Source organism: Jiangella rhizosphaerae (assembly GCF_003579925.1).
Classification (GTDB): Bacteria; Actinomycetota; Actinomycetes; order Jiangellales; family Jiangellaceae; genus Jiangella; species Jiangella rhizosphaerae.
The window spans coordinates 86,560-99,443 of record NZ_QUAL01000190.1; the positions used below are offsets into that span (position 1 = coordinate 86,560).

Genomic DNA, 12,884 nt, shown 5'->3' on the forward strand with positions numbered 1-12,884 from the left:
CCTCAGAAACTCACGTTCACCGAGCAGTCGGGGATCTCGTCGACCTGCGCGATCGCCTCGTCGTCCACGAAGACGCCCAGCGACCCGCTGCAGCCCGAGCTGGACAGCGTCCCGTCGAACTCCGCGCGCACCGCACGCCCGTCCACCGCGGTGCCGGAGCAGGAGGCGTCCCCGCTCAACGACGTGCCGTCGCGGTTGAGGTCGGTGCTGCAGTCGGGGCCGCTCTCCAGCGTGATGCCGGCGTCGGACAGCTGCCGCGTCACGGCATCTTCCAAGGCCGTGGCGGCGAGGTCGTTGAGGCTCTGGTCCAGCTGCTCGGAGCAGGCCGTCAGAGCCAGGACGGCACAGCCGAGCAGGACCACGGGGCGCAAGATTCGTCGCACGGCGCCGACCCTACCCGCCCCGCAGGAAAACCTATCGAACCGATAGGAAATCTCGAACTGTAAGACAACAATGCCCGAATGGTGGACACGCCGTTCGCGCCGGGCGCCACAACATGGCACGATGCTCGGCATGTTGTCCGTCATTCCGCTGCTGCTGGTGAGTCGGCGTCACGTCGACTACGGCCGCATGGACAGCATGCTCTGTCTGGCGTTCTGACCGCCCCGGACTCACTCAGCCGGGCGCGCGGTCGCGCCGGCGGGCAGCCCGGGCACCGGCCCCGGATCCCTCATCCGCCACCAGAACCAGCGCGCACCGTGCGTCCCCGACCCCTCGAGGACTGCACTGCACATGTCTCCCACGCAGACGCCGACCCCCAAGCGCCCCCGGGGCCAGGGGCAGTGGGCCCTCGGCCACCTGGAGCCGCTGAACCCGAATGAGCGGACCAAGAAGGACGACGACGGGCTCAACGTCCGCAAGCGGATCGAGACCATCTACAGCAAGCGCGGGTTCGCCAGCATCGACCCGCAGGACCTGCGCGGCCGGTTCCGCTGGTGGGGTCTGTACACGCAGCGCCGCCCCGGCATCCCGGGCGGCAAGACGGCCGTGCTGGAGCCGCACGAGCTCGACGACGAGTACTTCATGCTGCGGGTGCGCATCGACGGCGGCGCGCTGAGCCTGGAGCAGCTGCGCACCGTCGCGGAGATCTCGACCACCTACGCGCGTGACACCGCCGACGTCACCGACCGGCAGAACATCCAGCTGCACTGGATCCGGGTCGAGGACGTGCCGGTGATCTGGGAGAAGCTCGAAGCCGTCGGCCTGAGCACGACGGAGGCCTGCGGCGACGTCCCGCGCGTCATCCTCGGCTCCCCCGTCGCCGGCATCAGCGCCGACGAGGTGCTCGACCCCACATGGGCGATCGACGAGATCCAGCGCCGCTACATCGGCTCGCCCGAGTTCTCGAACCTGCCGCGCAAGTTCAAGTCGGCGATCAGCGGGCTGCCCGACATCGTGCACGAGGCCAACGACATCGCCTTCGTCGGCGTGCACCACCCCGAGCACGGCCCCGGCCTGGACCTGTGGGTCGGCGGCGGCCTGTCGACGAACCCGAAGCTGGCGGTCCGTCTCGGCGCGTGGGTGCCGCTCGAGGAGGTCCCCGACGTCTGGGCCGGCGTCACCGGCATCTTCCGCGACTACGGCTACCGCCGGCTGCGCCACCGGGCGCGGCTGAAGTTCCTCGTCGACGACTGGGGCCCCGAGAAGTTCCGGGAAGTCCTCGAGTCGGACGAGTACCTCGGCCGCCGCCTCATCGACGGCCCGCCGCCCCCGCCGCACGTCGAGCCGATCGACCACGTCGGCATCCACGAGCAGAAGGACGGCCGGTTCTACGTCGGCGTCGCCCCGCTGGTGGGCCGCGTGTCCGGCTCGATGCTGGCGAAGCTGGCCGACGTCATCGAGGCGCATGGCTCGGGCCGGCTGCGCACGACGCCGCACCAGAAGCTCGTCATCCTCGACGTCGACGGCGACAAGGTCGAGTCGCTGGTCACCGCGCTGGACGCGATCGGCCTGCAGGCGCGGCCGAGCGTGTTCCGCCGCAACACGATGGCCTGCACGGGCCTGGAGTACTGCAAGCTGGCCATCGTCGAGACCAAGCAGCTCGCCGTCGACACCGTCGCCGAGCTGGAGCGGCGGCTGGCCGACCTCAACGAGCAGCTGGACGTGCCGATCTCGCTGCACCTCAACGGCTGCCCGAACTCGTGCGCGCGCATCCAGGTCGCCGACATCGGCCTCAAGGGGCAGATCGTCAAGGGCGAGGAGGGCTTCCAGGTCCACCTCGGCGGCGGCCTCGGCCTCGACGCCGGCTTCGGCCGCAAGCTGCGCGGACTCAAGGTGACGGCGGCCGAGCTGCCCGACTACGTGGAGCGCGTCGTCCGGCGCTTCGCCGACCAGCGGACAGACGGCGAGCGGTTCGCCCAGTGGGTGGCCCGCGCCGACGAGGACGCACTCCAGTGAGGACGGCGAACTAGACATGGCCGAGACCAGGGCCGCGATCATGCACTGCCCGTTCTGCGCGGAGGAGGACCTCCACCCCGTGGAGGAGCCGCACGGTGCGTGGGAGTGCCGGTCCTGTCTGCGGGTGTTCTCGGTGAAACTGCTCGGCCTCTCGACCAGAAGGAGCGCAGGATGACCCTCTGCCCGACGAACTCCCTCGAGGCGCTCGCGCTGGACGCCGCGCGGAACCTGGAGGACGCACCGGCCGGCGAGATCGTCCGCTGGGCGCACGAGACCTTCGGCGAGCGGTTCGCCATCACCGCCTCGATGGCCGACGGCGTGCTGTCGCACGTGGCGTCGACGGCGGTGCCGGGCATCAAGGTGCTGTTCCTCGACACCGGCTACCACTTCGCCGAGACCATCGGGACCCGCGACGCCATCGCCGCGACGTACGACGTCGAGGTCGAGACGATCACGCACCCGCTGCGCGTCCCCGAGCACGAGGCCGAGTACGGCAAGCTCTACGAGATCGACGCCGACCTGTGCTGCGCCATCCGCAAGGTGTGGCCGCTGGACCGCGCGCTGAAGCCGTACGACGCCTGGGCCGGCGGCGTCCGCCGCGCCGAGGCGCCGTCCCGCGCCGGCACGCCCGTCGTCGCCTGGGACCCCAAGCGCGGCAAGGTCAAGGTGAACCCGCTGGCCACCTGGACCGACGAGCAGGTCGACGCCTACGTCGCCGAGCACAACATCCTGGTGAACCCGCTGCGCGAGCTCGGCTACCTGTCCATCGGCTGCGAGCCGTGCACCCGCCCCGTCGCGCCCGGCGAGGATCCGCGTGCGGGCCGCTGGGCCGGCTCGTCGAAGACCGAGTGCGGGATCAACATCTGATGTATCCGCTGCAGCTGGACGTCGAAGGCAAGCGGGTCGTCGTGGTCGGCGGCGGCCCGGTGGCGTCCCGCCGCGCACGTCCCCTCGTCGACGCCGGGGCCGAGGTGCACCTGGTGGCGCCGTTCCTGTGCGAGCCGCTGGCCGAGCTGGTCGCGGCCGGACGGGTCACCTGGTCGCCGCGCGACTACGCCGACGGCGACCTCCAGGGCGCCTGGCTGGTGCACACCGCGACCGGCGACCCGCGGGTCGACGACGCCGTCGCCGTGGCCGCCGACGCCCAGCGCACCTGGTGCGTCCGCGCCGACGACGCGAGCCGCTCGGCCGCGTGGACCCCGGCCGTCGCCCGGGTCGGCGACGTCCTGGTCGCCGTCACCGCCGGCGGCGACCCGCGGCGCGCCGTCCGGCTACGCAACGCCGTCCAGACCGCGCTGGAGACCGGCGAGCTGCCGCTGCGGCGACACCGGGCCGCCCGACGGGGTCGGGTCGCCCTCGTGGGCGGCGGCCCTGGACACCCCGGGCTCATCACGACGCGCGGCCGGCAGCTGCTGGCCGCCGCCGACGTCGTCGTGGTCGACCGCCTGGCGCCGCGCGCCCTGCTGGCCGAGCTCGACGACGACGTCGAGGTCATCGACGTCGGCAAGACGCCCGGCCACCACCCGGTCCCCCAGCACGAGATCAACCGGCTGCTGGTCGAGCACGCCCAGGCCGGCAAGCAGGTCGTCCGGCTCAAGGGCGGCGACCCGTTCGTCCTCGGCCGCGGCGGCGAGGAGGCGGCCGCTTGCCGGGCCGCCGGCGTCCCCGTCGAGGTCGTCCCCGGTGTGACGAGCGCGGTCGCCGTGCCCGCCTCCGCCGGGATCCCCGTCACGCACCGCGGCCTGGCCAAGCAGTTCACGGTCGTCTCCGGGCACGAGGGCCTCGACTGGGCCAACCTCGCCGGCACCGAGGGCACCCTCGTGTTCCTCATGGGCGTCAGCCTGCTCGCCGACACCGCCGCCCAGCTCGTCGCGCACGGCATGGACCCCGGCACCCCCGCCGCCGTCGTCGAGGACGGCTTCGGCCCGCGTCAGCGGGTCACCACCGCGCCGCTCTCCGGTATCGCCCAGGCGGCCGCCGAGGCCGGCGCCAAGCCGCCGGCCGTCATCGTCGTCGGCGACGTCGCCGCGCTCGCCTCCGTCTGACGCCGCCCTCTCCGCTCGCCTCGCCTCGCCACGCGGGGGCCCGTTGCCCCGGTCGGCACGCCCGCGCGATCGCGGCCGCTCGCGATGACACCGGCCCGCCCCGACCGGCGCCGACCGGGCGGGACGACCCAGCGCGGACGTCGCGCGGAACCGGCGCGTAACGCGGTCGTCACATAGCGCCCGCGACCTGCCGTTGCCGACGCCAAGACGTGATGCCGACAGCCCTTGACGTGAAGATTGGATCCTGTATCTTCAATCGACATACGTCCAGGGTGGGCCTGGATGCCACGAGCCGGCCGGTTGCGGGCTGAGCACAGTCGCCCGCAGCCGGCCGATTCACACGGTCGACGACGGCACGACTCACGGGAGTGGTGGATGGCCAAGATCTCGTTCGGTATCCGGGTGCCCAATTCGGGCCCGCTGTCCGGCGTCGAGAACATCGTGCGGACCGCGCAGAAGGCCGAGGAGCTGGGCTTCGACTCGATCTTCGTGCACGACCACGTGGTCTGGAGCACGGAGATGCACCGCCACCACATCTCCTCGGGCGCGCACGAGGCGCTGGCCGACGACCAGTCGGCCGACTTCTACGAGGCACTCACCGTCATCGGCTACCTCGCCGCCGTCACCAGCCGGGTCCAGATCGGCGTCGCCTGCCTGGTGATGCCGACCCGCAACCCGATCTACGCCGCCAAGCAGCTGGCGACGCTGGACCACCTCAGCAACGGCCGGCTCATCGCCGGGGTCGGGCTCGGGTCGAAGGCGAGCCAGTCGTCCAACGAGTTCGAGGTGTTCGGCGTCGACTTCAAGCAGCGGGCGCGGCTCACCGACGAGTACATCGACGCCATGCGGGCGATCTGGACCCAGCCGCTCGCGACCTACCACGGCAGGCACGTCAGCTTCGACGACGCCGAGATCTACCCCAAGCCCGTGCAGCAGCCGCACCCGCCCATCTGGGTCGGCGGCTGGACGGACTACGCCGCGCGCCGCACCGGCCGGGTCGGCGACGGCTGGGTGCCGGGCTGGCTGTCGCCGAAGGAGATGGCCCGGGGCGCGGAGATCGTCCGCGACACCGCCGCCGAGTACGGCCGCGACCCCGGCGCCATCACCATCGCCGTCGAGAAGCTGGCCGTCATCAAGCGCGACCGCGACGCCGCGCTGGAGCGCGCCATCCCCACGGTCCGCACCAGCAGCACCACGTACGAACGCGATGTCGACGACATCTCGTTCGCGCTCGACCGCCACATCTTCGGCTCGGTCGACGACGTGAAGCGGCGGGTGGAGGAGTTCGTCGAGGCGGGCGTGACCCACTTCGAGCTGAAGCTGATCTACCCGTCCATCGACGATCTCGAGGACCAGATGACCCTCTGGGCCGACGAGATCCTGCCGCTCTACCGCGACTGACACCGTCCGGCGAGCAGGCGCGGCACCCCACTGACCAACGGAGTTCGTTCGTACATCCCAGCTGAAGGATTGGACGAGTTCATGTCCCGTACCGCACTACGATCGCCGCGTCGCCGGCGCGCGACCGCCGCCGCCGCGCTCGCCCTCGTCGCCCCGCTGGTCCTCACCGCATGCGGCGAGGACTCGGCGGCCGGCTCCGACGACGGCACCTGGGAGCCTGAGCGCGACATCGACTGGATCGTGCCGTACACCCCCGGCGGCGGCTTCGACACCTACTCGCGCGGCATCGCCGAGGTGATGCAGAACGGCCACCTGCCCGACGGCGTCAACGTCGTCGTCCGCAACTCTCCCCCGCTGCCCCAGGGCATCAGCTCGATGTTCAACGCCGAGCCCGACGGGTACACGATCGGCATCCTGCCGATGCCCGCCGCGATCGCCCAGGAGATCCAGGAGCCCGACCTCGCGCAGTGGACGACCAGCGAGTTCACCGTCCTGGGGCAGGTCGACGAGAACGGCTACGTCGTCTACGTGCCGGCCGACTCGCCGTTCGAGACCATCGAGGACCTCATCGCCGCCGAGGACATCCGCGCGATCACCGTCGAGGAGGGCTCGTCCTCCGCGCTGGCCGGGCTGGCCACCATCAGGGCGCTGGACCTCGACGCCGACGTCACGTACGGCGCCGAGGGCTCGGCGGAGGTCGTGACGGCGGCCCTGCGCGGCGACGCCGACTTCTTCGTCTACGGCAGCACCGACCTCGTCGGGTTCGTCGAATCCGGCGACATCCGGCCGCTCATGTACCTGGGTACCGAGGACCAGCTGCCGGAGAACGTCGACTGGCTGCAGGACGTCCCGACCGCCGAGGAGGCCGGCTTCCCCGACCTCGCCGGCGCCGTCACCGAGCTGCGCGTCATCGTCGCGCCGCCGGACCTGCCGGAGCCGGTCGCCGAGTACCTGCGCGGCGCCCTCGCCGACACGATGGCCGACGAGGAGTTCGTGACCTGGGCCGAGGAGGCCGGCCGGCCGATCGTTCCGCGGACCGCCGAGGAGACCGAGGCGAACATCGCCGAACAGATCGAGCAGATGGAGGAACTCGTCCCGCAACTGGCCGACGGCTGACGGATCGGGCCGCGCTCCGGCGCGCCTGACAGGAGGTTTGGCTCGTGGATTTCGGTTCTGGCCTGGTCGAGGCCCTGCAGCAGATGACGACGTGGTCGTTCCTGCTGTGGTTCCTGATCGGGGTGCTCAACGGAACGATCTTCGGACTGCTGCCGGGGCTGAGCGGGTCGGTGGGCATCGCCCTGATGATCCCGTTCACCTTCGACATGGAGCCCATGCAGGCGATGGGGCTGTTCGTCGCGGCCCTCGCCGGCCAGAACTTCGCCGGGTCGATCACGGCGATCCTCATCAACACGCCGGGATCGTCGGTGAACGCGGCCACGACGTACGACGGCTACCCGTTGTCGAGACAGGGGCGCGGCGGCTTCGCCATCGGCGTCTCGGCGATGGCGTCGTTCCTCGGGTCGCTCATCGGCATCGCGATCATCATCGCGCTGTTCCCGCTGACCCGCAGCATCCTGCTGTCGTTCTCGTTCCCCGAGCTGACGATGCTCGGGGTGCTCGGGCTGGCGGTCATCGCGGTCGCCTCGCGCGGCTCGATGATCAAGGGCCTGATCGCCGGCATGATCGGCCTGCTGATCTCGTTCGTCGGCTTCGCCCCGATCGGCGGTGACGTCCGCTACGTGTTCGGCCAGGCCGAGCTGTACGACGGCATCGGCGCGGTCATCGTGCTGATCGGCCTGTTCGCCGTGACCGAGGCGCTGAGCCTGATCGTGCACAACCAGAAGGTGGCCGCCGGTTCCGGCACCACCCGGCTGGGTCGCTCGCAGGTCTGGGAGGGCGCCCGCTACGTCTTCACCAAGCCGTTCCTGCTGCTGCGCAGCTCGGTGCTCGGGACGGGGATCGGCCTCATCCCGGCGGTCGGCGGGACGCTCGCGGCCTTCCTGGCCTACTTCCAGGCCGCGAAGACCGTCCGCGACCCGAAGTTCGGCCAGGGCGACCCGCGCGGCGTCCTGGCCCCCGAGGCCGCCAACGACGCCAAGGACGCCGGTGCGGCGCTGCCCAGCCTCGCGTTCGGCATCCCGGGCAGCGCCGACTGGGCGATCGTGCTGGGCGCGATGATCATGCACGGCATCACGCCCGGCCCGAACCTCATCCGCGACAGCCCGGACATCGTCTGGATGAGCATCCTGGTGATCATCGGCGCGAGCTTCGTGTCGTCCAGCTTCGGCATCGTGTTCGCGCCGTGGCTGACGAAGGTGACGAAGGTGCGGGCCAGCCTGCTGGCGCCGCTGATCATCGTGCTGGCGGTCACCGGGGCGTACGGCATCGAGTCGCGGACGACGGACGTGCTGCTGGCCATCGCGTTCGGCCTGCTCGGCTATGCGATGCGGGCGATCGGGATGCCGGTCATCCCACTGATCCTCGGCTTGGTGCTCGGCCCGATGGTGGAGCGGTCGTATCTGCAGTCGGTCGAGACCTTCGGCGGGCTCAGCGCGTTCGTGACCCGTCCCATCTCGCTGGTGCTGGTGGTCCTCACCGTCGCGGTCATCGTCTTCGAGATCGTCTCGAACCGGCGCGCCAAGGTGCCCGAGGAGGCCAAGCGCGAGGGCGTCCGGTCGGCGACCCGGCCGCGGACGCTGGCGATCATCGCCCTGTTCGGGGTGATCGCGGCGGTCGCGCTGGTGCTGGCCACGGACTTCCGCGAGCAGTCCCGCACGTTCCCGCTGATCATCTCGACCGTCATGCTGGCGCTGGTCGTGCTGTACCTGGCGATCGCGCTGGTGCCGGTGCTGCGGCGCCGGTTCGGCGGGGTGATCGCCGACGGCCACGGCATGGAGCAGCTGATGCACGTGCCGGACGACCTGCGCGAGCAGCTGGACGAGGCTGTCTCAGCGGCCGACGGCTCCGGCCCGGACCCCGCGGCGCAGGCCGGGACCGCCACCAAGGTGGAGACCGCGACGGCCGTGGAGCCGGCCGGCGAGCAGGAGGCGAACGCCGACCTCGCGGCCCGGATGCGCAACTCCATCGTCCTGCTGGTCGCGTTCGCCGCCGGCGTCTGGCTGGTCGGGCTGGCCGTCACGGTGCCGGTCGTCCTGTTCCTGATGATGCGCTACGTGGGCCGGGAGACCTGGCGCACGACGGTGATCACCACCGTGGTCACCTCCGCGGCGTTGTACTTCCTGTTCGTGTCCGTCCTGCGGATGCCACTGGAGGGCGGCACCCTGGTGCCGTTCTGACGCCGTCCACCCACTCGAGAAGGGACCAGCGGGCCGATGGCGGAGCGCACGGAGGGGCGGGGCGGCGTCTCGCCGGGCATGGTGATCGCGGTCGCCAGCCTGGGCGCGGCGGTCGTGACGGCCGGTATGCAGGGCATCGCGCCCGCGCTGCCGGCCATCCAGGACCGGTTCGACCTGAGCCCGGCCGAGGTCGCGCTCATCACCAGCGTCTACCTGCTGCCGAGTGTGCTGTCCGCGCTGGCCGGCGGCATCCTCGCCGACCGGGTCGGCAGCCGGCCGGTGATCGCCGGGTCGCTGCTGCTGTTCGGCCTGGGCGGCGGGCTGTTGCTGCTGGACGTGCCGTTCTGGACGCTGCTGGCGGTCCGGTTCGCCCAGGGCGCGGCGTTCGGCGCGGTGCTGTCGCTGACGGTCGGGATCATCGGCGACGTCGCGCCGTCGGGCGCCGCGGCGGCGCGCGGGCAGAGCCGGCGGATCATCGCGATGGCGATCGCCGAGGCGGTCCTGCCGATCGTCGCCGGGCTGCTGCTGGCGTGGGGGCTGGGCTGGTCGTCGCCGTTCGCGTTGCAGCTGCTGGCGCTCCCGCTGGCCGTGCTGGCCTGGCGGGTGCTGCCGCCGCTGGTCCGGGCGCCGGGGCGGAGCGAGGCCGCCGGGAAACGCGCGGAGAACTCCGGTGGCATGCGGGCGGTGCTGAGGGCGCCGGCGGTCGTCGGCGTGCAGGTGCTGGCCGCGATGCGGTTCGTGTTCAAGTTCCCGGTCATCACGTACTATCCGCTGCTGGCGACCGGCCAGCTCGGGTTGTCGCCCGCCACCGTCGGCGTCGTCATGGGCGCCTCGGCCGCGATCGCCGCCCTGACCGCGGCCCTCACCGAGAAGCTGGCCGGCCGGTGGACGTCGGCGCAGCTGATCGCGGGCAGCCTGGTCGTGGCGGCGCTGTCGGTCGGCGGCATGGCGGCCGGCGAGTGGGTGGCGCTGGCGATCGTCGCGATGCTGGTGTTCGGCGCCCAGGACGGCGTCTACGGAGTGGCGCACAACGTGCTGGTGACGGAGCTGGCGCCGCCCGGCCTGCGGTCGACGTACGTCGGCCTCACCGGCATGGTCCGCAACGTCGGCAAGTTCTCCGCACCGGCGCTGTTCGGCGCGGCGACGCTGGTGCTGTCGCTGACGCAGACGTTCCTGGTGCTGGGCGCCGCCGGGCTGGCGTCGGTCGCCGTGGCCACGCGGGTGGCGGCGGTCCAGTCGCGACTCGGCCCGCCGCCGCCTCCGTCCTCCTAGAGCACCCCCGCCGCCGTGCCGCGGTGAACGTAGTGCTCCCAGAGCTTGTTCGGACGGTGCCGGCTGCGGCTGTAACTGCGGCCGATCTCGGCGCACTCCTCCGCGCTGAGCGGGCGCAGCTCGCCGCCGCCCGCCGTCAGCTGGGTGGCCGCCAGCAGCGTGCGAGCGTTCTCCTCCAGGTCCAGGCAGTCCATCAGCAGCTCCTGGATGGTCGGCGCGACGAGGACGGTCCCGTGCGCGCGCAGCAGGCAGGCGTGCCCGTCGCCGAGCGTCTTCGCCACGGCGTCCCCCTGCTCCCGGGTGGTGATGTGGGTGGCGTCCGGGTGGACGGGCAGCCCGTCCGGGTCGCGGTAGGCGAAGTGACGCATCGGCAGGAACGGGCGATCGGTCATGCTGAACGTCGTCGACAGCGTCGGGTGGCCGTGACAGACGAACGCCGCGTCGGGCCGGTTGCGGTAGACGCCGGTGTGGATCGCGGTCTCGGCCGGTGGCGGGATCTCGCCCTCGACGAGGGTGCCCTCCAGGTCGACCACCAGCAGATCGTCCGCCGTGAGCGCCGCACGGCTGGCGTCGCGCGGCTGAATCAGCACGCGGTCGGTGCCGGGGATCCGGGCGCTCAGATGCCCGCTGTAATCCAGGACGTCGGTCATCACCAGCAGCCGGGTGCAGGTGACGAGATCGCGCTTCAACTGCTCGAGCTCGGGGTCGGTCATGGCGCCTCCAGGTCAGATTGGATTCAAGATACTGGATGCGACGGCACACCGCCCGCGTTGATCTTGGCGTTGTTCGGCAATTACGGGGTGAAATGTCCGATAGATGGCCGAACAACGCCAAGATCAACGGCGGAGTGGGTGGAGTGCGACCGGACGGTGCGCCGGCGGCGCAGGCAGCTCGTCGGGGTCGGCGAAGAGGCGGCCGACCTCGGCGGCGCGGTGCGGCACCGCACGGAGCCGGGCCAGCACGAGCCGTTCGACCAGCTCGTTGAGCGCATCCTCGACGACGGCCAGGTCGCGCGGGCCGAGGGCGCGGGCGCGGCCGGCCAGCCGGGTCAGCTCCCGGCCGATGATCGCGTCACCGCGGCGCCGCAGCAGCTCCACCGTCGCGCCGGCGTCCGGCGGCTCAGTGCGAGCCATGGCCGTGCCCGCCCGCCAGGCCGGCGACGCCGTCGTAGCGCAGTTGCAGCATCATGCCCTTCTCCGCGTGCGGCAGGTTGTGGCAGTGGTTCATCCAGACGCCGGGGTTGCCGGCCTCGAACGCGACGTCCCACACCTCGCCCGGCCGCACGTCGAAGGTGTCGACCCACAGCGGGCTGCCGGTCGCCGACCGCCCGTCGCGCGCGAGCACCAGGACGCCGTGCCCGTGCAGGTGCCACGGGTGCGTCTCGAGGCTGCGGTTGACGACGGTGAACCGGACGAGGTCGCCCTCGGCCACCACCTGTTCCGGGATGGACGGGTGGCCGCGGCCGTTCACCGTCTGTGCGAACGCCGGCCGGCCGTCGACCATCGCCACACCGCGGTCCAGCACCATGGTGAAGTGCCGGTCGTACCGGGTGTCCAGCGTGAACGGCACCTCGGCCGGCGCGCCGTAGTGCAGCGGGTCCAGCTCGGGCCACTCACCCGTGGCCGGGTCGTCGTCGCCGCCGCCGAGGCGCAGCCGCACCTCACCGTCCACCGTCAGCGCGGCCGGTCCGTCCGGCATGGTGAACGCCAGGTCGTAGCGTCCGCCCGCGGGCAGCCGCAGCGCCCGCTCCGAGACCTCACCGGGCTCGTGCACGTCCCGGCCGTCGACGGCCACCAGCCGGAACGCGGTGCCGGCCAGCCCGAACCGGTGCGGCTCGGAGTCGGTGTTCAGCAGCCGCAGCCGTACGGACGAGCCCGGTGCGGCCTCCTCGGCGAGGACGCCGTCGTCGTCGCCGATCGCCAGCACACCGCCGTAGGTGTGAACGGGCAGGACGAGGTCGACGTCGGCCGGCTCGGCGTCGCGCGGGGTGACGACGAGGGTGCCGTACAGCCCGCGGCGCACGCCGACGTGAGAGACCTGGTGGGTGTGGTACCAGAACGTACCGGCCTGGTCGGCGCGGAAGCGGTAACCGAACTCGGCGCCGCGCGCGACGACGTCCTGTGTGGTGCCGGGCGCGCCGTCCTCGCCGCACGGGACGTCGTAGCCGTGCCAGTGGATCGTCACGCCGTCGTCGATGTCCTCGTTGCGCAGCGTCACCTCGACGAGGTCGCCCTGGACAGCCGTCAGCGGCGGCCCGGGCAGCCGCCCGTCGTACGTCCACGCGTCGACCTCGCGCCCGGACGTGAGCGCGACGGTCGCCGTCCGGGCGGAGACGGTGTACGGCCGGACGGTGCCGCCGGCGGCGGGCGTCGTGGGACCGCGCAGGTCGGTGACCGGCGTGCCGTGACCGGCCGGCTGCGCGGCGGCCGCTCCCCCGCCGGTGTCGGCCGAAGGCGCGCGGACGAACGCCAGC

12 protein-coding genes are annotated in these 12,884 nt (G+C 72.1%); 8 read left to right on the forward strand and 4 right to left on the reverse strand.

What is annotated here, in order from left to right:
• Positions 1–2: 2 nt before the first annotated feature.
• Positions 3–383, reverse strand: coding sequence for an LPS-assembly lipoprotein LptE (locus DY240_RS21970; protein WP_147375435.1), 381 nt, complete (start codon positions 381–383; stop codon positions 3–5).
• A gap of 349 nt (positions 384–732) precedes the next feature.
• Between DY240_RS21970 and DY240_RS21975 the strand changes: the two genes are divergently transcribed.
• The 8 genes from DY240_RS21975 (at position 733) to DY240_RS22005 (ending at position 10,411) form a co-directional block, all read left to right on the forward strand.
• Positions 733–2,397 (forward strand): nitrite/sulfite reductase, encoded by a 1,665-nt coding sequence (locus DY240_RS21975; RefSeq protein ID WP_119661971.1) that lies wholly within the window; start codon positions 733–735, stop codon positions 2,395–2,397.
• Positions 2,398–2,413: 16 nt separating this feature from the next.
• Positions 2,414–2,572 carry a hypothetical protein gene (locus DY240_RS32970; RefSeq protein ID WP_199702018.1) on the forward strand — a complete coding sequence of 53 codons (159 nt, stop codon included), beginning with the start codon at positions 2,414–2,416 and terminating at the stop codon, positions 2,570–2,572.
• Positions 2,569–3,264 carry a phosphoadenylyl-sulfate reductase gene (locus DY240_RS21980; RefSeq protein WP_119661972.1) on the forward strand — a complete coding sequence of 232 codons (696 nt, stop codon included), beginning with the start codon at positions 2,569–2,571 and terminating at the stop codon, positions 3,262–3,264. Before DY240_RS32970 ends, DY240_RS21980 begins: the two co-directional genes overlap by 4 nt.
• Positions 3,264–4,442 (forward strand): uroporphyrinogen-III C-methyltransferase, encoded by a 1,179-nt coding sequence (gene cobA / locus DY240_RS21985; protein ID WP_119661973.1) that lies wholly within the window; start codon positions 3,264–3,266, stop codon positions 4,440–4,442. Before DY240_RS21980 ends, cobA begins: the two co-directional genes overlap by 1 nt.
• 375 nt (positions 4,443–4,817) lie before the next feature.
• A complete protein-coding gene (locus DY240_RS21990) occupies positions 4,818–5,843 on the forward strand; it encodes an LLM class flavin-dependent oxidoreductase (protein WP_158602946.1) in 1,026 nt (341 codons plus the stop codon).
• Between the two features lie 81 nt (positions 5,844–5,924).
• Positions 5,925–6,959, forward strand: coding sequence for a Bug family tripartite tricarboxylate transporter substrate binding protein (locus DY240_RS21995; protein ID WP_147375436.1), 1,035 nt, complete (start codon positions 5,925–5,927; stop codon positions 6,957–6,959).
• Positions 6,960–7,003: 44 nt separating this feature from the next.
• Complete coding sequence (locus DY240_RS22000; protein ID WP_119661976.1) at positions 7,004–9,139, forward strand: tripartite tricarboxylate transporter permease; 2,136 nt, start codon at positions 7,004–7,006, stop codon at positions 9,137–9,139.
• Positions 9,140–9,175: 36 nt separating this feature from the next.
• A complete protein-coding gene (locus tag DY240_RS22005; protein WP_119661977.1) occupies positions 9,176–10,411 on the forward strand; it encodes an MFS transporter in 1,236 nt (411 codons plus the stop codon).
• Here the strand turns inward: DY240_RS22005 and DY240_RS22010 are convergent.
• From DY240_RS22010 to DY240_RS22020, 3 genes are all read right to left on the reverse strand, one after another.
• The gene (locus DY240_RS22010) at positions 10,408–11,124 is read right to left on the reverse strand and encodes a class II aldolase/adducin family protein (protein ID WP_119661978.1); all 717 of its coding nucleotides are present in this window, start codon (positions 11,122–11,124) and stop codon (positions 10,408–10,410) included. The genes DY240_RS22005 and DY240_RS22010 overlap by 4 nt on opposite strands.
• A gap of 123 nt (positions 11,125–11,247) precedes the next feature.
• Positions 11,248–11,544: a hypothetical protein gene (locus DY240_RS22015; RefSeq protein WP_119661979.1), complete on the reverse strand. Its 297-nt coding sequence runs from the start codon at positions 11,542–11,544 to the stop codon at positions 11,248–11,250.
• The coding region (locus DY240_RS22020) for a multicopper oxidase family protein (protein ID WP_147375437.1) at positions 11,531–12,884 on the reverse strand (1,354 nt) is incomplete at its 5' end. The genes DY240_RS22015 and DY240_RS22020, both read right to left, overlap by 14 nt.

Coding starts and splice junctions, on each gene's coding strand:
- DY240_RS21975 (WP_119661971.1), top strand. CDS start 733: ATGTCTCCCACGCAGACGCCGACCCCCAAGCGCCCCCGGGGCCAGGGG.
- DY240_RS32970 (WP_199702018.1), top strand. CDS start 2,414: ATGGCCGAGACCAGGGCCGCGATCATGCACTGCCCGTTCTGCGCGGAG.
- DY240_RS21980 (WP_119661972.1), top strand. CDS start 2,569: ATGACCCTCTGCCCGACGAACTCCCTCGAGGCGCTCGCGCTGGACGCC.
- cobA (WP_119661973.1), top strand. CDS start 3,264: ATGTATCCGCTGCAGCTGGACGTCGAAGGCAAGCGGGTCGTCGTGGTC.
- DY240_RS21990 (WP_158602946.1), top strand. CDS start 4,818: ATGGCCAAGATCTCGTTCGGTATCCGGGTGCCCAATTCGGGCCCGCTG.
- DY240_RS21995 (WP_147375436.1), top strand. CDS start 5,925: ATGTCCCGTACCGCACTACGATCGCCGCGTCGCCGGCGCGCGACCGCC.
- DY240_RS22005 (WP_119661977.1), top strand. CDS start 9,176: ATGGCGGAGCGCACGGAGGGGCGGGGCGGCGTCTCGCCGGGCATGGTG.
- DY240_RS22010 (WP_119661978.1), bottom strand. CDS start 11,124: ATGACCGACCCCGAGCTCGAGCAGTTGAAGCGCGATCTCGTCACCTGC.
- DY240_RS22015 (WP_119661979.1), bottom strand. CDS start 11,544: ATGGCTCGCACTGAGCCGCCGGACGCCGGCGCGACGGTGGAGCTGCTG.